Consider the following 20,782-nt stretch of genomic DNA (forward strand, 5'->3'; position numbering starts at 1 on the left):
GTTTATTCCTCCGCAACAAATTGATGCTGATAAATCGGCTGATACAACGCATAGCCAAAATGATCACAGGCATGTTTTAACAATGCGGTTGCATCTTGTTCTTGCAAAATAAATTGCCAATCCCGATGCTTTTTACTCCATTCCATTTCAGTCAAATCATAAGGTAGAAACGCATCGCTTTTATTCCATTCATTTAAAAGATCTGCAAAGTTATCGATCAACATGCTTTCCACATGATGTTGTGTATCCGCATTTAAACCATGTTCATTTAAACGATGTGCAGCTAAGCCAGCTTCAACCGTCCCGAGTGACCATTGCAACTGCTTATTATTTTCAGCGGGTTTTAATAACAAAGCCGCAGGCAGAACCAGAGGTTCCGATTGGGCATAGGCAAATGCTTTAAACCACGGTAATAAATATGCTTTCGCCTGTTCTGAACATAACCCAGTACTGATGATCGTGACATCACTAAATACCGCAATACGTTGTAGCGTTTTAGACTTTTCAGCATCGACATTTAAATAGCTTAACCAAAGTAAATATTCTAACCAAACTTTGGCACGACGTTTAGCACGACCGCTTGACGCATCCAAACTCACCCAATGCTGCCCTGCTTGCTGAGGTACTGTGATATTCATAACCAAACCAGCGTCAATTCGCCATTGGCGTTGCGTTGTCACCGTCACATCAGCAGCATAACGCTGTAACCGCTCTTTTAAACTGTCTTGCTCCGCCAAACTGATTTGCCATGCGCTGTGCTGGACCTTGCCAATCGGTAATTGATTTTGCAGTAATCCAATCTCTTGAGACCAAGAGTCTTCAGCAGAATGAGCCGATTGTTTCTGCAAGAAATCTCGAATCTGATAACGTGCCAAACCATCCAGAATTAAGGGTTCGTTCATTGCGGGAATATCTTCTGAGCGCAGATTCTCTACGCCTAAAGTTTTTAAATATAACTGTGCTGGGAAAGTGACATCTTGAATCCACTGTCGCGCATCCAAAACAGTGAGCTCTTCTTGAACAACAGGATATTGTGTATTTGCCCAAGCCTCACGTTTAGCAAGCATTTCCGCTTGACGGATGTGTTGTGCAACATTGAACCATTGATCTTGAAAACGAAGCGGTGTGGTTGACTCAAAACCATGTGGATCAAAAGGTTGTAAGCTGTGAATATGATATAAACACTGCAAATGTTCAGGAACTTGAATCCCCTTCAGCTCAATCATCTGATCAACAGGACTGATATCCTTATTGTCCGTAGATAATGCCGTTTCAGATTGGGCAATCAGGGCAATATGGTTGATCAATTCCTGTAACACGCTGGATGGCTCACGAACTTCACCATCACTCACATCAAAGCCATTATAGAATAACCATAGATTTTCCTGCGCCAATAATAAAGCATCAAGGAAAGCGCCTTGATCATCATCTAGGCGGGAACGATCCCCCAACTGTGGCTTGAGAATTTGCATTAAATCAAAGGGTAAATGCACATTTCGATCTGAAAATTTACCCCCATCCAAATTTAACAGGACGATCAACTTATAAGGCAAAGGACGAATCTGGCCAATTTGGCTAAAGGTAATCTGTCCTGTCGGTAAAGCCTGATCGATTTGACCTTCTAATAAATTTTGAATTTCATTCAATAGATAGGGTAAAGGTAAATAAATATTTTTAAGAATGGGTTGCGCATGTTCATCATAAAAACTGGCTAAGGTCAGCATACGCTCTTGTTTTTTGACAATTTCACGTACGACTTGTAACGACTCAACACCGGCTTGTTCAAACTCAATAATGTCTTGCATCAGCAGTTTTAACCACGCCTCAACATTGCATTTTAACGTGGTATTTTTCCCCAACTCATGCGCAATCATCCAGTCACGGCGCACATCAAAATCTTGATAAATCTGAATCAGTTTAGCCACTAACTCAAAATCACTTTGCAAAATTTGGGCATAACTTAGGGTATTTTCAAAAATTGTATGCTCTGGAATCGCAATACCTAAAGCCAAACGATCAAGGGCAAATTTAAAACTAAAACGGAAATCTTCATCATCCTGACTTAAAGATCGTCGTAAATGTTGTGCATCTAGACCACGTTTAAACCCAGCATTGATCAATAACTCAATCATTCTTTCTGTGTTTGAAATATCTAGACCATAACGTAATTGCGTGGCATTTAAACTTAACCAATCTGCGAAATCCTCAACACTAAAACGACCTTCAACCAATTGAATACGGCCTAAAACAGCACGCCAAGCATTATTGGCATCCAGTTGCGTTACTCCAGCAATCTTCACTGGCAGATAAATACTGTCTTGGTTTGGTGTATGTGGAAATACACTGCGAATAAGTGGTTCAATTTGTTTTAAATCTGGCACTAACACCAAAACATCACTTGGGCGATGTGGTTGTTCAGCAGTGCTTTTCATCAGCCAAGCAACCAACTGGTCTTTTAATACTTCAAGCTGTCGTAAAGACGAATGACACACATGGATTTGAATCGAATCATCCGTTTTGGCAATTGGATAAGCATGCGGTTCAGGCTCAACCAAATACAAAATATCCGATTGTAATTTGCTTAATAAATGAATCGGCTCTTCATCGACAAAGGCATCCACCCATTGCCCTTCTTCACCTGAAGACAGATTGGACAAGATCGAAAAGTGGTCACGGGCTTGTTTACCAAAACGGGTTAATAATGGATGTCGTGATTCACGAATTTCCGCATTAAAATTCAAAGTAAATTCATCAAAAAACTTTTGAATATCTGCATCGGTCGCTTTGGGATACTTACTGACAAAACGCGCCTTTACCCGCAAATCATATTGTTTTTTCCAGTTTGGATCGACACTGTCAGCCCAATATTCTTGTGATGGGTTGTAATGTAAAATCACCACATCCAAATATTGTCCCAGTCGTCTTAAAAACTGTAATTGACTTGGTGGTAAATCCAATAAAGTAAAGATAATCAGCTGGCTGGGTAATTTCTTTAAGGCTTGAGGGCGTTGTAGATCATCATCCATGATTTGCCAAAAATCATGATCAATACTTTGCATTTCAATAAAATCATCATGAAATGTATGTTGCCACAACCAACGTTGCCAAGTTTCCAGCTCTTGTGCTTGATTTAAAGTAAATGCTGAAATTTGTTGATTGGTTTTAAAGAATTGTTGTTCGAGGTTAAGTGCTTGACCACGTCCCCACTGCCCTAGCCAATTGCTTGGGCAACTACATGCTTGTCCATTGTTCTGTTGGCAACCGCGTTGACAGTCTCCACGATACAGCATGTAGTGACTGAACAATTTTGACACTTGTTCAGAGACCCAATACAACATACTTTGTTTTTTGAGTTGCTTCTCTAAACCTTGTTCCAGTTGCGAGGCTGCATCATAAATACGCTGGATAATGCCATGCAAAGGATGCTCTTGGGCTAAGCTATTTTCATCCTGCTCAATAAAACTTTTCAACGTTTGATAAATTCGCCACTTCATAATCAAACGCGGAATATTGGCTTTACGGACTTTGTCTTTGTCGTCTAAAACTTGCTGATAAGCAAACCACTGAAAACCACGAATACGTTGATGAAATTGGCTGTTGGCACTAATGCCTTGTTGTTCAGCAATACGTTGGCTCAACCATTCTTGTACCGCAGGGCTTGGGACAATAAAATGTTGTGTTTGCAAGACTGCAAAAGGATTCTTAGATGGCCGAATGGTATTTTGCAAAAGCCCTTGCACCAAGACATCAATGCGTTGGCTTTGAATCACATGAATGGCCATAATCCCTCAACTTTCAATCTTCTATTGTCTACGTTTATGCACAAAACATAAACATTCGCCACTATACAACAACACCATACTATGGCATTTTTAAAACATTATTTGGAAATAACTTCACAATTTCAAGCTTAAACATGCATTTTCAAAAATATGAGAAAAAGCTTGAAACAAAGGTAATTGTTTTATGAAAATTGATAAACTTCCAGACGCAATCGATCCAAGCTTAAACTTAGAACAAATTCGTGATGAATGCTTGGAGCAAGTGAAAAAGCGCTCTTATGTCTCTGCTGGTGTCGCAGTAATTCCTGTTCCGTTTTTAGATGTGGTGATTGATGTCGGGATGCTGTCGCTTCTAATTCCTGAAATCAATGCCCGCTTTGGTTTAGCACCAGATCAAATCAGTGTTTATGATCCTGCAACCAAGAAAATTCATTGGAATGAATTACGCAAACGTGGTTTTGAGTTTTCTGGTTTAGTGGTTGCGCGTACTGCGGTAAAGGCATCATTAAATAATATGGCAGCTAAAATCATTACCAAACAAGTGACCAAGTTTATCCCATTGGGTGGCTCAATCATTGCAGCAAGTTTAGGCTATATTGTGATGAAAAAAGTTGCTGAAGCGCATGTAGATGAATGTTATAAATTAGCCAAAAATATTCAAAATAAACAAACGCAAAAGTTAGTCAGCTAAGCGCTGCCATACTTTAAGATCTATACTTAGTAAAACAAAGAGATATCAGATGATATCTCTTTGTTCATTGTAAAAATACAGCAAATTCTTCAAGACTGAGTCGTGAGGGATGAAAAGAATTAATTTTCTCATTCACATCGGCATAGCCTAAAGACATGCCACAAACCAATTGTTCATCATCTGTAGCACCTAAAATTGGCATGATAATCTTGTGATAATCATTCCATGATGCTTGGGGACAGGTGTCTAAGCCCTGCGCTTTTGCAAGTAACATAATATTTTGCATCAACATGGCGATCGCCATTTTTGCGCCCGCTTCTAATTGACGATGTGTGGTAAAAAATAAACCAACAGGCGCATCAAAAAACTTAAAATTTCGAAGCTGTTGTTGGTGCATTTCCTCTCGTTGTTGTTTGCTAATACCCAGTACAGCATACATCCCCCAACCATTCTCCCGTCTACGGCTCATATACGGTTCAAACCATTGCTCAGGATAATAAAGATAAGGGGCGCTAAATTCGCTTCTTGAACATTGACCAGAATAAATGGAATCCGCCGCTGCAATCACTTGCTGGCTAATCCTCAATTTGCTATTGCCCTGAACCACATAGACTTTCCACGGTTGCGTATTGGTTCCAGAGGGTGCATAACTGGCTTTTCGCAGCAGATCCTGAATGATCTCAGGATCTACAGCCTGATCTGTATATGCACGTACAGAATGTCGATTTAAAATCACTGCTTCGACCAGATTATTGACTGTCAATTCCATTTATTCCCTCATAGATCAAGACTAAAAGTTATATCCGACGTTAATATTCCACCTAAATTTCCAGTCATTACTATAGTCCGAATTCGTCGAGGTATAGCCAGTTGCGTTTTTAGCCCCACCCAACACATTGACATTCTTCCCGACACTTCCATCTACCCAAATTAAGAAAGGCATTGCATTAAACTGCACTCCAAAGGTGTCCATTTGCGAGCGATCCCAGCCGGCTTTGTCTTTCCATAACACACTATAATCATTATAGAATTTTACAGTTTTTAAATTAGGAAAATACTTGGTTTGCACAGGTTGGGTATAACCGATATTAAACGAACCAATCGTCCCTTCAGCTGCGACAAAATAAGCAGGTGTTATACCATTCGCTTGCATTAAAATTTGATCATTATTTACACCCTCCGTGTTTTTTGCATCATATTTATAGCGAATCGCTGAAGTTTGCACATTCCATTTTTCGTAATTGTTTAAGCCATGCACTCCAAATGCATAATAATCGCCATTTTTATCCGTCGCTTTATTACGCAATTGTGAATATGCCCCACTGACACCAAACTCCTGTTTACCAAATTCCAAATCCATTTTATGGGCATAACGCAGATTGAGCTGATTTCTTTTTTCATTGAGATATTGCTGTTGGTGAGGTAGCACATTATCCAATTTATCCGCCGAACCTGACTCAGGCGAATAACGAATATTGCCTGGACTCATGATTGGCATATACGCCACGGTAAAATCATGTGTTGGCGAGGTGTTTTTCCAACTCAATCCCGGCGCTACACTGTCGGCAAATCCCAAGAAAAATGGGATCGGGAAAGTCCAGGCATGCTCTGGGAATGGATAAATCCCAAAAGGCTTATAAATAATTCCGGCCTGAAAATCATTATTGTCATCAGGCTTATAGCCGACAAAACCATGTTCAACAGAACGTTTATGATCACTTTGGAAGGCATAACTTACATCCAAATAAAATTGATCATATTTGCCCTTAATATTTAAACGGGCATTATCAAACAAAAACTTGCCATTATTGGGGCTTTCCCATCGCTCATCGCGATAATTGGTTCGGACAAAACCGCCTAATTTCAATTGTTTTAAACCATCTTCAGTTTCCCATTGGAACGGTGAAGGTTGTGCATTGGCATAGGCTTGAAATGAGATCAAACTCGATACAATTAATCCTAAATATTTAATTTTTAACATGAGAACCTCCTCAGCAATTTGTTCTCCCGAACGCATTGCCATTCAATTTTTTTAATTTATTTGTTTACTAAAGTTTTAGGCAAAGACAGCACAATGAAGCAACTCAACAATAAACATGCTGAGAACACGATGAGTGCGCCTTCTGGTTTACCGGTAATCTGAATGGCATAACCCACCAAAGTGTTACTGACTAAGCCGGCAATGTTGGCAATAGAACACGCCAGTGCAAACCCTGTCGCCGCCGCAGTTCCTGATAAAAAAGTTGCAGGAAGACTAAAGAACACGGGAATGGTGCCTGTGGTCGCAATCGCGGCAATCGAGAACAAAATCAAAGTCATCACAATATTGCTACTAAACATTGTGGTTAAAAACAGTGCGACTGCACCAAAAATAAATGGTACGACCATATGCCAACGACGCTCTCTGTATTTATCTGAGCTCCGCCCAATGACCAACATTGCAATCAAACCAACAATACTTGGAATGGCAACCAGTAATCCGATATTTAATAAGTTGGCAACGCCTGTGGTTTTAATAAATGTCGGCAACCAAAAGCCCATAGAATAGGTACACAGCAACATCGAAAAATTAATTGCACCGAGTTTCAGGATATTGGTATTGAAAAATCCATCTTTAAAACTATGCTTTTGTTTTGCAGAGTCATTGCCTTCTAAATCTTTATTGAGGTTTTTTTCAATGATTGATTTTTCAGCATCATTGAGCCATTTGGCTTTGGAAAAGTGATTCGGTAACATTTTAAATGTCAAAATACCCAAGATCACGCTTGGAAGTGCCTCTAAAAAGAACAACCATTGCCAACCTGCCCAGCCATAAACTTGATCAAAGGTGGTCATGATCCAACCTGAAAGCGGACTACCAATAATCACCGCCAAGGGTAAACCAATCATAAATAAGGCAATGATCTTAGCGCGATAATACGACGGGAACCATGTGGTTAAATAATACAAAACCCCAGGTAAAAAGCCTGCTTCCGCAGCACCGAGCAGAAACCGCAGCGCATAAAACTGCATCGGTGTGGTCACAAACATGGTTAAACCAGACAAAATCCCCCATGTAATCATAATCCGCGCAATCCAAATTTTTGCGCCAACCTTTTCCAGAACCAAGTTACTGGGTACTTCAAAAATAATATAGCCAACAAAGAAAAGTCCTGCGCCTAACCCAAACGCAGCTTCACTCAAGTTCACATCATTTAACATGTGTAATTTGGCAATCCCGACATTAATTCGGTCTAAATAGGCTGCGATATAACAGAAACACAGGAATGGAATCAGTTTCCAAATCACTTTTTTATAAACCTGAACTTCTTGTTCAGGGTAAATTTCTTGTGGTTTTACAACACTGGTAGACATATCTAACTCCTTTAGATCACAAACCAAGTGAGTTGTTTTTCTTGTAATACTTAGAACAAAATGAACAAAGCTTTTATGTCACTGATGATCTGCACATTCTCTTTTGTTTTAATGCATCACCAAAAACCATTCTATCCTTGGTTTTTTATTACCCTAACGTCCATAATTTTTAGTTGTATCAATCATCAATTTTTGTTTTGAGTGAAATAATTCAAGACCTCTTGTTTTGATACAACATCTCCATACTTACTATCAATATCAAACAGATTGGCTTCATGGGGTTCACGATGACGATCCCCAACACAGTCACGGATCACAATGGTTCTAAATCCATGTTGCACAGCATCCACGGCTGTTGCTCGAACACACCCACTGGTCGAACAACCCACAATAATCACGGTATCTATCGCCTCAGCGTTTAAAACCGATGACAAACTTGTTGCAAAAAAAGCACTGGCATAATTTTTAGTAATCACCAATTCAGTGTCGAGCGGTTGAACTTGTGGGCAAAATTGAGTGGCTGGATTACCCACTGTCATCGCTGCCATTACGGGTGATTTTTTTACCCACATTCCCCCGTCAATTTGATTTTTAGCGTGATAAAGAATATTGGTGTGAATCACTAAAATATTCTGTTCACGTGCCAGTGCTAAAATCGCTTCGGTTTCTTGAACTGCAGTAATCACATCTGGCGCATATAAAGGCTCAGATGCCGTAATATAAGACTGGATAAAATCGACCAACAGCAGCACGGGTTTCTTGCCAAAACCAATTCGATTTCCCCACACGCCTTGGTAATTATCATTTAGGGATTGTTGATTCATTTCACACTCCTTATGCATATGCGCCAGAGAGCAATGCACCTGCACCCGGTACAATTGGCTCTAAATCCATTGCTTTAAGCATCTGATAGGTTGTTGCAATTGCTGCTGAAATCACGGGCTTACCCGTGAGTGCCTCAACTTTAGCGACTGCAGAAAGTGACTGCATTTGTACACATGCTGAAAGCACAATCACATCTGCATCTTGGTAATTCAGCTTCTGCACAATGTTGGGCAAATCAGCAGGGTCATGTTGCGCAACAGCAATGTTGTCAGCAATTTCTAAGGCCACATAATCGAGAATTTCAAAACCCTCTTCAGCAATGTAATTCACCACCAATTCGGTTAAGGGTTTCATATAGGGCGTAACAACAACAATTTTTTTCGCCTTCATCAGCTTCAAACAGTCAACCAAAGCCCCCGCACTGGTGACGACAGGTGCTGCAGCAGCATTATCAACCGTGACTTGATGGAGACGTTTTTCTGACTCACGGTGATAACCGATGCCCATGGACATAATCGCAACCAGACAGGCATATCCCAACACATCCACTTTGGCATCTGAAAGTTCTAAAGCACAACGATCAGACTGCGCATCCATTGCCGCAAGCTCTTCTTTCTTGACATGTTTCATCCGCATACGGCTAGAATGAAAGGTAAATGTTTCAGGGCGAATCAGCTGACGTGCTTTCAACATCGCTGGAATTTCAGTTTCCATCGTGGTATTGGAACTGGGTACGATTTGACCAATTTTATAAATTCGTTGCATGAGCATTTCTCCTTAAATAAGCCTCTGTTCTAAAAAATCTGAAAAGCCGGCGAAGAAACCATTTAAGTCATCCCAAGGAATCATATGCCCTGCATTTTCCACACGGCTCACCAAAATCTGTGAATTAAGCAATTGGATTTCTGCAATATCGCCTGCCGAGATCACATCGCCTTTGCCAGCCACCATTAATAAAGTTGGTACTTTGATTTTTGAGATATATTGATGAATATCAACATGATGAAAATCATGAAAAGACTTGATAACGGCTGGTAAATAACAACTATGTAGCCACTCTGCACGTAATTGTCTTTGCGCTAAAGTCCAAGATGGGCAATATTGCTTCATGTCTTCTGCATTCATCCCCTGAATCGCTTGCTGAATAGAATCGACATACCAGGATAATTGGCTCGGATAAACACGTCGTCCTGGACCTGAGACAGGTGGATCAATCAAGACTATTTTTTTCAAACCTTTCGGTTCAAACGCAGCACAACGAATCGCAAAACGCGCGCCCATCGAGTGCCCAACCAAATAATAAGATTCCAAGTCCAATTTTTTAACAAAATCTAGAATATCTTGCGCACAGGTATCGGTGTCATATTGCAGATGCTCCCCCGAAGAAGACAGCCCTCGGCCTCGAATATCCAAAACATAGACATCAAAAAATTGTGCTAATTTTTCCGCTACAAATCCCCAAGTAATGGCAGGACTGGTAATCCCGGGGATCAACACCAAAGCATGCCCTCTCCCACCATAACGAAGATAATGCAAGCGGACTTGATTGACTGCCACATTTGACCCATACAGGAATTGACTCATACGGCCTCCTCCTCATTTAACGCTTGTGCATATACATCATATCCATACACCCAAGCTGGATCTTCTTGGCTTTTTAAGAAGGTATTGGCATTGGAAACTTCTTGCACTCGACTGGCACGTTGTTTACGGTTTTGTTCATATAATTTGAACGCCTCCTGATAGTGGTCCAAACCTGTTTGCAGCAAACAGCGCGTGAGCATTGCGGCATCTTCAATCGCCATACCTGCGCCTTGTGCCATATGCGGTTTCATGGGGTGACAAGCATCACCAAGCAACACCATACGGCCATTACTCCATATCGGTAACGGATTACGATTGTTTAATGGCCACTTGGTAATATCTTCACTGGCTTCAATCATGGCTTGAATGGTTGGATGAAAATCTTTAAATGTTTCAAATAGTTCTTGTTTTGAGCAAGGCACAAAACTTTGCCCTTGGAAATCCCATGCTGGATGAGGCACACCTGTAACAAAGTAGTACTCATCACGTTCTTTGGTGGTGTAATAAGCCATCATATGGCGATCCTCATACCACCATTTGACACAATCATCTAAATCAAATTGCTGTTTTAATTTCTCTAATTGTTCTCCTTTAATCATGGCACGGTGCGCAACCCAACCACTGTATAAAGGGGCTTCTGGTCCAAGAATGATTTCTCGAATTTTTGAGTTAATCCCATCAGCACCAATCACAATATCAACATCACTTACTGTGCCATCCTCAAAGCTTAGCCTTACTCCTTCTAGCTTTTGAGTAACAGCACTTAAGCGCTTGGCAAAATGTAATTTGTCTTGCCGCAATGCTTCGATTTGTCGGGCATGCATATCACCACGATGAATCGTGATATAGGTTGCCCCATATCCAGTCAAACCAACATTGGACATATAGTCTGCAGTATTTCCATCACGGCTGACCCAATGCGTTGGATGACATCCCATGTCTTCCAAATCTTGCTCTAAACCCATTTCTCGAAAGATTTTCATAATGTTTGGGCCAATATGAATACCAGCACCTAAACGAGAAAATTCTGCTGCTTGTTCATAGACATCAACATCAAAACCCGCTCTCTGTAGTAGCAGCCCCATTGAAGCGCCACCAAGACCTGCACCAATCACTGCAATTTTTTTTGCTTTATTCATTGTTTACTCCATCAAACAAATTTTTCTTTTAATAGATATACCCCACGACAATATTAAAGTCTATACACTTTAAATTCTCAAACAAATCTCAACCCATAAAATCAATTAAATATTTGTTTATCATTAATAATTAATTTAATTACAATGATGTAATAAATGTACAACTTACCATATCAAAGTGTATACTCTTTAAAAATACAAAAAACAGCGATGAAAAAGGAGCACCATCATGCCTGTAAATAGCACTGAACTGACCCAAATGTTTGAGCATGTTTTAACCTTATCCAAAGTCGATGAAACACAAAGTGTGGCGATTTTAAAAAGTCATTATTCACATCAACAAACCGTTCAAGCCGCACTTGATGCAGCATGTCGGTTAAAAGCCAAAGTATTTATTTTAGAATTACCTTCATTTAATCATCCCCAAGCCATGGGGAACGATATGACCGCTTATTGTGGTGATACTGCATTAACGGGTAATTTTGCTGCACAACAAGCACTTGAATCTGTCGACCTCATCATTGACACCATGATGTTGCTGCACTCACCAGAACAAGAACAGATTTTAAAAACAGGAACACGAATTTTACTGGCCGTGGAACCCCCAGAAATTCTCGCTCGTATGCTGCCCACACAAGAAGACAAACATCGGGTTCAAACTGCTGAAAAATACTTAAAGAAAGCGAAAAGTATGCATGTAACCTCAAAGGCAGGCACAGATTTTTATGCTCCGCTTGGGCAATACCCTGCTGTAACTGAATATGGCTTTGCTGACGAAGTTGGGCGCTGGGATCACTGGCCGAGTGGTTTCTTATTCACTTGGCCCAATGAAAATATGGCAGAAGGCATCTTGGTTTTAGATATTGGTGATATTTTATTACCCTTTAAAACCTATGCCCGTGAAAGAGTCACTTTAGAAATCGAAAAGGGGGTAATTACTCAAATTCATGGTGGATTTGAAGCAGAATATCTCCGTGATTATATGAAATATTTTAATGATCCAGAGGTGTATGGAATTTCACACATTGGTTGGGGCTTACAACCTCGAGCACAATGGACAGCGATGGGTTTGCATGATAAAAATGATGGAATGTGTATGGATGCACGTGCTTTTAATGGTAACTTTTTATTTTCAACGGGACCCAACACAGAAGTAGGTGGTAGCCGTAAGACACCATGTCATATGGATATTCCACTTCGAAATTGCACAGTGAAACTCGATGACTTAGTGGTTGTTGATCAAGGCGTTCCTATAGCGCTCAGCTAACGCGAAGAAACTAACTATTAAAATCAAATGTTTAATACATCCAACCAAAGCATAACGACCAAGTAGCATTATGGTCGTTATTTTTATGCAATCCTTTTATACTGGCCCTGTTAAAGTTTAAAAAAAGCTTCAATATTTTAAATCTTCGGGTCTAATTTTCCTCACATGATAAAGAAGTCAAACATGAATGATGAATATGTAATTGAAGAACAAGTGGGATATTTACTTAGACGGACTTACTTTCATCATTTAACGATTTTTCAACAAAGTTTGGATGAAACTCGCCTCACCTCGGTTCAGTTCGCTGTACTTTATGCCATCAATAAATTAAAAGAATGTTCGCAAAAAGAACTGGTTGAGGAAACTGGTATCGACCAAGCAACCATTCGTGGCATTATCCAGCGATTAAAAGACAAGCTTTTTATTTCACAAGATCCTGATCAACATGACAAACGCAAGGTGTTGATTCATATTACACCATCGGGTATTCAAGAGCTTTCACAAGCGATTCCGATTGCTGCAAGTATTAGTGACTTAACCCTCGCCGCATTAAATCCCGCCGAAAAAATTGCTTTAAAATTTTTACTTAAAAAAATTCTGGGGCATCCATTAGATTAGGATCTTTTGTCCCATTGATCATTGTGATTGGTATCACACTAAAGCGTAGAATAAGAGCATCTATTCTTTAGTGCGATACTATTTATAACCTCAACTTAGCTGTTGCTAGCAAACAATCAATCCGCTTTTAGCTGCTTTAAAATCGTTTTAAGGATTTGAATACGTGCCGTGTACTTATCATTGGTCGCAACCACATGCCACGGCGCATACTCAGTATCGGTTCGTTCAAACATATCCGCAGCAGCATTTAAATAATCGTCCCAATGTCCACGATTTCGCCAGTCATCAGGGGTAATTTTAAAGCGTTTATGCGGTGTTTGTTCACGTGCTTTAAAACGTGCTTCTTGTTCATCTTTGCTGATTGCCAACCAGAATTTAACCAACACGGTTTGATTATCCGTTAAATCTTTTTCAAAGCGATTAATTTCATCATAGGCACGTTGCCATTCCGCAGGCTTGGCAAAGCCTTCAATACGTTCAACCAATACTCGGCCATACCAAGTACGATCAAAAATGCTGATCTTTTCCTCGGGTTGAATCTTGGTCCAAAAACGCCATAAATAGGGTCGGCGCAATTCATATTGTTCTGGTGCGGCAATGGTATAAATCTCGTATTCACGCGGATCAAGATTTTTCACAATCCGCTTGATTGCCCCACCTTTACCTGCGGCATCCATGCCTTCAAAGGTTATGATGACATTGCGTGAATCATTGCGTAGCGCTTCTGATACTTTTTTGGTTAATTTCTTTAATTCGGCTTTGTATTGGTCTTTATCCAATTCTTCTGTAGAAGGTTGCAATAAAGACTCAGGCACAGTTGCCTGTTTCCACTTGGTTCTCACCGCTGTTTTGTGTCGAGGCAACTGCTTTAACGCTTGCAAAATATATTGGGCAAACTGTTGATCTCGGGCAACACAATCTTCGCAGTCAATCACATACCAATCATCAGTAAAACGTTGCCGTAAATTTTGTACGATGTCGTATTGTTTTTTATTGCGCCAATCCAAACCCATTAGCTTATGCCAATGCTGTTCTGACGCATCCATTGAATCTAAACGTTTTTGTAAGCTTTTCCACGGTAGATCAAACCAGATTTTAATCACATCGACATGATTATTTTTTAGGTCTTGTTCATAAGCACGCATATTTTCAATATAGGTATCGAACAAGGTTTCATCTAAGGGTTTAGAAACATGCATCGCTGTTGACAATAAGTCACTGTACCAATTGCCAAAGAACAGCTGAATTTGACCTTCTGATGGGATATGCCGTGCATAAGGCTGCCAAAAACTTTGTTTACTGCTAAATAAACTGGCTGGATCTGCTTTAACTCGTAAGTAGCGAGGATCAACCCATTCACGTAATTGTTTAACCGCTTCCCCTTTCCCCGCAAGCTCAATACCACTGACTAAAATGACCAAGCTTTTGGCATTATTTTTATCTTTAGAATTCTTTAAGGCATATTGTGCCTCAATCAGATCAACGGATAACTCTTCTTCATCACGCAACGCAAACGCTAATTGTTCTTCAATCATCTGCTTCTCTATGGTCTGAAACTTCAATTGAGTATACCCATTCCCTAAAACAGAGTTATATTATTTTCTGTATAAAATCTTTGATATTGTTTATTTAAAAATCCACTGACCATATTTCTCTATTGTTTTTTAACTTTTGTCATAGTGATACGTGCCAACTGCCTTTATGCTGTTGCTAAACGAAATCTAGAGTTTTTGTATGTCAAAACTTGCTGCACTTGATCAGCTTTTAGAACAATATCAACAATTGAGTTATCACACTGACCCAATTCTAGAAAAACGCCTGCATGAAGCGCAGGACTGGTTAAAAATGCGTATTGAAAAGACTCATCATGCGCTGTTTAATCAAAAAGAAAATCAATTGATGGCAAAATATTTTATCAACCGCTTATATGGTGGGCCTGAATTTGATGATTTGGCAATACAGATTGAACGCTTACTAAAATATGCACATAAAGCAGAAAAAATTCTCCCTGAAAATGCCATTAAGACTGGTTTAAAATCCGTTGGATTGGCGGTACTTGCCATGCAACTTGATGAGCAGGTCGCGGCACAATTACTTAAGGATTACCCTGTTGACCAAGTGATTGATGATGAAATGATGCGACTGACCTTGCTGAAACTAGATCAAGCAGAAGCCCGCCAACAACAGCTGGGTTTATTGGATGATTTAGGTGGTGCACTAGACAAATACATGCGTTCATTCATTATGCATACTGCATTTAAAATGTGTAAAGGCACGGCAATCAAATATAAATTTGAATTGATGTATGACTTTATTGGCGAAGGTTTTATTGCGATGAAACCGATGAAATCCGCAGCTGATTTTATCCATGCATTTACCCTAAAAGAACGTGATATTGTCGAAAAAGTGCATGCAGGAGATCCCAATCCATTTCAGGATTAATTTAATTTTTGGCTGTATCAAACCGATCTCTAAGATCGGTTTTTGTATATTATTCATAACAATTTCATGATGAGGACTGCAAAATTATGCAGAATCTGTCATTATGCAGAGCAATATAAAATTTCCCATTTTTGTGTTCAGGAGTGACTCAAATGTCGAATGAAAACCAAAAGCCTACAGCCCCTGCTGAAACGGCAACGAATACAGACAAAGTGAGTCCATTTCTAACAGAACCATTACCGCAAGGTACTCCACAAGGTCAACAACAGTCCTTGCAGCAACAACTGGTAGATACGCCAGTTTCTGGGACTGTACCAAAATACAACCTCCCACGTGGTGCCAATACTGGTAATGTCGGTGCAACCACGCATTTCGGCTACAAAACTGTTAATAGTGAAGAAAAAGCGCAAAAAGTCGCTGAAGTCTTCCATTCTGTAGCAAGCAAATACGACATTATGAATGATTTAATGTCATTCGGTATCCACCGCCTCTGGAAACGCTTTGCGATTAATATGTCAGGTGTACGTCGTGGTCAGCACGTGCTTGATATTGCAGGCGGTACAGGTGACTTAGCCAAAGTTTTCAGCCGTGAAGTTGGCCCGACAGGTCATGTGGTTTTATCCGATATTAACGAGTCAATGTTGAATGTTGGTCGTGATCGTTTGATTGATGCTGGCTGTACCAATGTTGATTTTGTATTGGCCAATGCTGAAACCTTAGAGCCATTTGCAGACAATAGTTTTGACTTGCTCACTATCAGTTTTGGTCTACGTAATGTGACCGATAAGGATGCAGCACTTCAAGCAATGTATCGTGTATTAAAGCCAGGTGGTCGTTTATTGGTGCTCGAATTCTCAAAACCAGTATTTGAACCATTTTCAAAGCTATATGATTTCTATTCATTCACCGCTTTACCATTTATGGGTAAAATTGTTGCCAATGATGCGGAAAGTTATAAGTATTTGGCTGAATCTATTCGTATGCATCCAGACCAACGTACCTTAAAAGGTATGATGGAAAATGCCGGTTTCCAAAACTGCGATTACCACAATTTAACCGGTGGTATTGTGGCGGTACACCGTGGCTTTAAACTGTAATTTCCCCAAGATATAACCAGCAAGGTTGAATTATGTGGTCAATTCTGGCACTCGGTGCAGTTGAACGATTAATCAATCAGTGTATTAACTTGGATGCAATTACCCGCATCCAATTTAATCAGTTACAAGGCAAACTGTTGCGTGTCGTGATGGATACGCCTCAGCTTTCTGTTGATGTTTACTTTGATCAAAATAAAATCCGTCTTGAACCGACTGTGACTGGTAAAAGCGAAACGCCTTCAATTTTTGAACAACGTCCTTTTGACAAAAATGTTGCGATTGTAGAAGCCACAGCAACACTACATGTAAAGAATGTTGTTGAATTGGCTAAATTATTTGTTGCAGATGATATTGGCAATATTCCGCTACAAGGTGATTATCACCTGTTACAGGATATTCAAAATATTATCCAACAGCTTGAGCCTGATTTGGCAGCCCAGCTTAGCCCGTGGATTGGTCCTGCACTCGCACATGAAATTGGCAAAATCCAACTGGCGCCAAAACATCTCAAACGCTCACTGCAAAGTCATTTATTTTTTGTAGAAGACTTTTTAAAAGAAGACACGGGTGTATTGGCTCCGCGTTGGCAAATGGATGATCTGCAACAAGATACCCGCCAACTGAACCAAAATATTGACCGACTTGAAGCAAAAATTCAGCAACTTCAATCTCACTTTACTCAAAATCAAGATCAGGTAATTTAATATATGATTCCGCATATTGCCCGTTTATTCGAACTTTGGCGCATCGCCGCGCACTATAGACTCGACACACTGGTCCCTGCGGAAGAATTACCTGAAAAAGCTCGGCATGCTTTAGCTTTAATTCGCTTACACCCTGCGGCATGGTCAAGTAAAGAACGTAAAAACCCGCTCAAGCTTAAAGAAGCATTAGAGGAAATGGGGCCTTTGGCAATTAAGCTGGGGCAATTACTTTCCACGCGTCGTGATTTAATTCCACCTGAAATTTTACAGCAATTGGTTTTATTACAAGATCGGGTTAAACCCTTCGAGGTCAATATTGCAAAAGAGCGTATTGAGCAATCACTGAAAGCCAATATTTCTACAATTTTTGCCCGTTTTGATGAGCAACCTTTGGCTGCTGCATCTATTGCACAAGTCCATACTGCTGCACTACATGATGGTCGTGAAGTGGTGGTTAAAGTCACTCGTCCAGATATTCGCAGTCAGATTCTACAGGATTTTGAAATTCTGCAATGGCTTGGAGCAAGCTTAGAAAAACGGCTTGAAGCAGCTCGTGCAGTGCATTTGTCTGAAATCATCCAGAACTACCGTCAAGTGATCTTAAATGAACTGGATCTTACGTTAGAAGCAGACAATACCCGTCGTATGCGCCATTACTTCACAGGTTCAAGCATGATGTATGTGCCTGAAGTCTATATGGACAGCAAAGATGTCATGGTTGCTGAGCGGATCACAGGCGTTCCCATTTCGGATATTGAAACCTTTGAAAAGCTTGGGATGGATCGTAAAGATCTTGCTGAAAAGGGTTTAACGATTTTCTTTACGCAAGTATTTCGTGACAATTTCTTCCATGCCGACATGCATCCTGGCAACGTATTTGTTGAGACCTTGAATCCAAGCCACCCTCGTTATATTGCCCTTGACTGTGCAATTATGGGTGAGCTATCTAAACAAGATCAGATGACCGTTGCACGTATGTTGCTTGCGGTCATGAACAGCGACTTCTTACAACTGATTCAAATTGTGCATCAGGCAGGCTGGATTCCACCGGGCACTGATCAAGATGCGCTATCCCGTGAAATGCGTCGCACTGTTGGACCAATGGTGTCCAAACCGATGCATGAATTGGACTTTGCGGGTATCTTAATTCAAGTCATGGACATTGCGCGTCGTTTCCATTTAGAAATTCCACCACAATTGATGTTATTACTCAAAACACTGGTACATGTGGAAGGTCTAGGCACCGATTTATATCCTGAACTCGACATTTGGAAACTGGCAAAACCGATTCTCAGCGAATGGGTAAAAGCACAAATGAATCCTCAGAAAAACTTAAAAGAGTTAGGACAGAAAATTCCTGACTTACTTTTAGGCGCACAGGATTTCCCAACCTTGATGGTTGATAGCTTAAATGGTTTAAAAAATCAATCTGCATGGCATGCTAAACAACTGCATGAGTTGCAAATGATGCGTTTAGAAGTGGAACAACAACAAAAACGTAGCTGGATTTTCGGCAGTATCATGGCGATTTTGCTTTCTATTGCGATCATTGCACCGTGGTATATTTCAATTGTCTTGATTGTCTTAGCCACTGTTTTAGCAGTTTGGCGGATTGCCAAGTAACATGATTCAGCCTATTCAATGAATAGGCTTTTTTGTCTATGACTGCTAAGTCACCGAGTGACAGCTCTCGCCATTGTTCAATCTATCACGCACTCTAAAATGAAAAATATTCGTTTGAGTGAGTGAAATCATGACCCAAATTCTACAAAAACGCCCTGCAGCAATCACCTTACGTGCAGGCTCACTCGCCAAACAACACATACAACAAGAAGGCTTATCTGCACATCAAGTCGATATGATTCCCGGCGCAGCTGGCGGCCCCAAAGGCATTGGTTTAATGGGCTTGGATCAAGCGATTTTCGGTGATTTTCTACAGCGTGCCAAACAACGACGTTTTTTAATTGGTTCATCTGTTGGTGCATGGCGCTTTGCTGGAATTTTAGCGCAAGGTGAACTACTTGGTCCTGAGCGTTTGGCAGAGTTATATATCAACTTGCCCTTTCATAAAAAGATGACCATTGCAGAGATTGAGAAAATATCTCGCGAGATGCTGTACAGCATTTTAGACCAACACAGCCAAAAATTGGTCGAACATCCCGAATATCACCTTACGATTATCGCAGCCAAAGCAGAACATTTATTTCAAAGTGATCAAAAGTTTGCACTGTATAGCTCCTTACTCGGTATTATCGGCAGTAATGCAATTTCAAGAAACCATCTGAATAAATTTATGCAACGAGTCATCTGTCAGCCTGCTCAGTTCCCACAATTTAAAATTCAGGATGACGCTTTTAAAACCCATTATTTAAATTTTAATCAGCACAATGTTGCGGATTGGCTGATGGCCTCAGGTTCGATTCCGGCAGTTACACCTGCGGTAAAAAATATTGCCAATGCGCCACAAGGCGCGTATCGAGATGGTGGTTTGATCGACTATCACATCGATTTGCCTTTTGAAAGTAAAGGGATTGTTTTATATCCACATTTTGCCGACAGTATCATCCAAGGCTGGTTTGACAAAATGTTTAAATCTCGCACAGCCAATCCTGCAAACCAAGCACGGACTTTACTGATCTCGCCTTCTCAAGACTATCTAAAATCTTTGCCTTTAGGACGGTTACCGGATCGTAAAGATTTTGTGATGAAAGGTCTGGATGATCAGAAGCGAAAACAGTTGTGGAAGCAGTCTGTGGCAGAAAGTCAGCGGCTAGGTGATGAATTTTTAGAAATGCTGGAGAAACAAAATTTTGCTGAAGTGATGCTAGATTTATAATTATTACACCCCATTGACCACCTCATCTAGCGGTGAATAAATATGATTTTCAATAGCTTAAATACATCACACCTGCATTCTCGATGACTTGAGATATCAGCCTGAGACATGAGCCATGCCAGTCATGGCTCAAGCTTTAAATCATGTATTTTGCATTGAATTTAATCCGTATCTGGCCTCGTCTATAGGCGCTGATTTTTGGCTAAGATCCATTAGGGTCTGTTGACATTTCATAAATGGTTTGCGTTGTAGGTTAAAATTGAGCATGAGACGTATACGTCGTAAAGCAGGAAACGAAGAGAATAGCGGGACTATTTCCGAGTTTCATAACGTACTGAGATAATTTTAGCCACAACCCTTCGGGACTAGCGTGTTTTTTGCCACTACGTCGTTACGAACTACTTATTTAGAATGACTAAATTTCGTATTTCGCGCCTAGTATT

At 40.3% G+C, this 20,782-nt stretch carries 17 protein-coding genes; 8 read left to right on the forward strand and 9 right to left on the reverse strand.

Annotated features, from left to right (window positions below; translation table 11 throughout):
• Positions 1-2: 2 nt before the first annotated feature.
• Positions 3-3,782, reverse strand: a complete 3,780-nt coding sequence (locus AC07U8_RS19350) for an exodeoxyribonuclease V subunit gamma (protein WP_494738436.1) — start codon at positions 3,780-3,782, stop codon at positions 3-5.
• 184 nt (positions 3,783-3,966) lie between these two features.
• Here AC07U8_RS19350 and AC07U8_RS19355 point away from each other — a divergent pair, with 184 nt between their 5' ends.
• Positions 3,967-4,473 carry a hypothetical protein gene (locus AC07U8_RS19355; RefSeq protein ID WP_004725502.1) on the forward strand — a complete coding sequence of 169 codons (507 nt, stop codon included), beginning with the start codon at positions 3,967-3,969 and terminating at the stop codon, positions 4,471-4,473.
• Positions 4,474-4,537: 64 nt separating this feature from the next.
• On the opposite strand, the gene AC07U8_RS19360 is transcribed toward AC07U8_RS19355, so the two are convergent.
• From AC07U8_RS19360 to AC07U8_RS19390, 7 genes are all read right to left on the reverse strand, one after another.
• A complete protein-coding gene (locus AC07U8_RS19360) occupies positions 4,538-5,242 on the reverse strand; it encodes a nitroreductase (RefSeq protein ID WP_494738437.1) in 705 nt (234 codons plus the stop codon).
• A 21-nt stretch (positions 5,243-5,263) separates the two neighbouring features.
• Positions 5,264-6,454 (reverse strand): hypothetical protein, encoded by a 1,191-nt coding sequence (locus tag AC07U8_RS19365; RefSeq protein ID WP_494738438.1) that lies wholly within the window; start codon positions 6,452-6,454, stop codon positions 5,264-5,266.
• A 56-nt stretch (positions 6,455-6,510) separates the two neighbouring features.
• Positions 6,511-7,827: an MFS transporter gene (locus tag AC07U8_RS19370; protein ID WP_151801334.1), complete on the reverse strand. Its 1,317-nt coding sequence runs from the start codon at positions 7,825-7,827 to the stop codon at positions 6,511-6,513.
• Between the two features lie 185 nt (positions 7,828-8,012).
• On the reverse strand, positions 8,013-8,651 hold the full coding sequence (locus tag AC07U8_RS19375; protein WP_494738439.1) for an isochorismatase family protein: 639 nt from the start codon (positions 8,649-8,651) through the stop codon (positions 8,013-8,015).
• Between the two features lie 10 nt (positions 8,652-8,661).
• Positions 8,662-9,417: a maleate cis-trans isomerase family protein gene (locus tag AC07U8_RS19380; protein ID WP_494738440.1), complete on the reverse strand. Its 756-nt coding sequence runs from the start codon at positions 9,415-9,417 to the stop codon at positions 8,662-8,664.
• Positions 9,418-9,429: 12 nt separating this feature from the next.
• Positions 9,430-10,236, reverse strand: coding sequence for an alpha/beta fold hydrolase (locus AC07U8_RS19385; protein ID WP_494738441.1), 807 nt, complete (start codon positions 10,234-10,236; stop codon positions 9,430-9,432).
• A complete protein-coding gene (locus AC07U8_RS19390) occupies positions 10,233-11,375 on the reverse strand; it encodes an FAD-dependent monooxygenase (RefSeq protein WP_494738442.1) in 1,143 nt (380 codons plus the stop codon). The genes AC07U8_RS19385 and AC07U8_RS19390 overlap by 4 nt, the downstream gene beginning before the upstream one ends.
• Before the next feature lie 229 nt (positions 11,376-11,604).
• Between AC07U8_RS19390 and AC07U8_RS19395 the strand changes: the two genes are divergently transcribed.
• The gene (locus tag AC07U8_RS19395) at positions 11,605-12,642 is read left to right on the forward strand and encodes a 2,5-dihydroxypyridine 5,6-dioxygenase (protein WP_494738443.1); all 1,038 of its coding nucleotides are present in this window, start codon (positions 11,605-11,607) and stop codon (positions 12,640-12,642) included.
• Between the two features lie 183 nt (positions 12,643-12,825).
• On the forward strand, positions 12,826-13,260 hold the full coding sequence (locus tag AC07U8_RS19400; RefSeq protein WP_004725483.1) for a MarR family winged helix-turn-helix transcriptional regulator: 435 nt from the start codon (positions 12,826-12,828) through the stop codon (positions 13,258-13,260).
• A gap of 116 nt (positions 13,261-13,376) precedes the next feature.
• Here the strand turns inward: AC07U8_RS19400 and pap are convergent, their stop codons facing one another.
• Positions 13,377-14,795, reverse strand: coding sequence for a polyphosphate:AMP phosphotransferase (pap, locus tag AC07U8_RS19405; protein ID WP_494738444.1), 1,419 nt, complete (start codon positions 14,793-14,795; stop codon positions 13,377-13,379).
• Between the two features lie 199 nt (positions 14,796-14,994).
• On the opposite strand from pap, the gene AC07U8_RS19410 reads away from it, so the two are divergent.
• From AC07U8_RS19410 to AC07U8_RS19430, 5 genes are all read left to right on the forward strand, one after another.
• On the forward strand, positions 14,995-15,702 hold the full coding sequence (locus AC07U8_RS19410; protein ID WP_004725477.1) for a DUF8198 family protein: 708 nt from the start codon (positions 14,995-14,997) through the stop codon (positions 15,700-15,702).
• A 152-nt stretch (positions 15,703-15,854) separates the two neighbouring features.
• Positions 15,855-16,799, forward strand: a complete 945-nt coding sequence (gene ubiE / locus AC07U8_RS19415; protein ID WP_494738445.1) for a bifunctional demethylmenaquinone methyltransferase/2-methoxy-6-polyprenyl-1,4-benzoquinol methylase UbiE — start codon at positions 15,855-15,857, stop codon at positions 16,797-16,799.
• A gap of 32 nt (positions 16,800-16,831) precedes the next feature.
• Positions 16,832-17,503: a ubiquinone biosynthesis accessory factor UbiJ gene (locus tag AC07U8_RS19420; RefSeq protein ID WP_151801327.1), complete on the forward strand. Its 672-nt coding sequence runs from the start codon at positions 16,832-16,834 to the stop codon at positions 17,501-17,503.
• A 3-nt stretch (positions 17,504-17,506) separates the two neighbouring features.
• Entirely contained in the window at positions 17,507-19,126 is a 1,620-nt protein-coding gene (locus tag AC07U8_RS19425; RefSeq protein WP_151801326.1) for an ABC1 kinase family protein, read from the forward strand.
• Between the two features lie 130 nt (positions 19,127-19,256).
• Positions 19,257-20,339 (forward strand): patatin-like phospholipase domain-containing protein, encoded by a 1,083-nt coding sequence (locus tag AC07U8_RS19430; RefSeq protein ID WP_494738446.1) that lies wholly within the window; start codon positions 19,257-19,259, stop codon positions 20,337-20,339.
• Positions 20,340-20,782 lie beyond the last annotated feature (443 nt).

It is taken from the genome of Acinetobacter sp. GW821-FHT01E09 (assembly GCF_059422385.1).

Bases quoted from the DNA above. Each gene is read 5' to 3' on its own strand.
- AC07U8_RS19350 (WP_494738436.1), bottom strand. From the start codon at position 3,782: ATGGCCATTCATGTGATTCAAAGCCAACGCATTGATGTCTTGGTGCAA.
- AC07U8_RS19355 (WP_004725502.1), top strand. From the start codon at position 3,967: ATGAAAATTGATAAACTTCCAGACGCAATCGATCCAAGCTTAAACTTA.
- AC07U8_RS19360 (WP_494738437.1), bottom strand. From the start codon at position 5,242: ATGGAATTGACAGTCAATAATCTGGTCGAAGCAGTGATTTTAAATCGA.
- AC07U8_RS19365 (WP_494738438.1), bottom strand. From the start codon at position 6,454: ATGTTAAAAATTAAATATTTAGGATTAATTGTATCGAGTTTGATCTCA.
- AC07U8_RS19370 (WP_151801334.1), bottom strand. From the start codon at position 7,827: ATGTCTACCAGTGTTGTAAAACCACAAGAAATTTACCCTGAACAAGAA.
- AC07U8_RS19375 (WP_494738439.1), bottom strand. From the start codon at position 8,651: ATGAATCAACAATCCCTAAATGATAATTACCAAGGCGTGTGGGGAAAT.
- AC07U8_RS19380 (WP_494738440.1), bottom strand. From the start codon at position 9,417: ATGCAACGAATTTATAAAATTGGTCAAATCGTACCCAGTTCCAATACC.
- AC07U8_RS19385 (WP_494738441.1), bottom strand. From the start codon at position 10,236: ATGAGTCAATTCCTGTATGGGTCAAATGTGGCAGTCAATCAAGTCCGC.
- AC07U8_RS19390 (WP_494738442.1), bottom strand. From the start codon at position 11,375: ATGAATAAAGCAAAAAAAATTGCAGTGATTGGTGCAGGTCTTGGTGGC.
- AC07U8_RS19395 (WP_494738443.1), top strand. From the start codon at position 11,605: ATGCCTGTAAATAGCACTGAACTGACCCAAATGTTTGAGCATGTTTTA.
- AC07U8_RS19400 (WP_004725483.1), top strand. From the start codon at position 12,826: ATGAATGATGAATATGTAATTGAAGAACAAGTGGGATATTTACTTAGA.
- pap (WP_494738444.1), bottom strand. From the start codon at position 14,795: ATGATTGAAGAACAATTAGCGTTTGCGTTGCGTGATGAAGAAGAGTTA.
- AC07U8_RS19410 (WP_004725477.1), top strand. From the start codon at position 14,995: ATGTCAAAACTTGCTGCACTTGATCAGCTTTTAGAACAATATCAACAA.
- ubiE (WP_494738445.1), top strand. From the start codon at position 15,855: ATGTCGAATGAAAACCAAAAGCCTACAGCCCCTGCTGAAACGGCAACG.
- AC07U8_RS19420 (WP_151801327.1), top strand. From the start codon at position 16,832: ATGTGGTCAATTCTGGCACTCGGTGCAGTTGAACGATTAATCAATCAG.
- AC07U8_RS19425 (WP_151801326.1), top strand. From the start codon at position 17,507: ATGATTCCGCATATTGCCCGTTTATTCGAACTTTGGCGCATCGCCGCG.
- AC07U8_RS19430 (WP_494738446.1), top strand. From the start codon at position 19,257: ATGACCCAAATTCTACAAAAACGCCCTGCAGCAATCACCTTACGTGCA.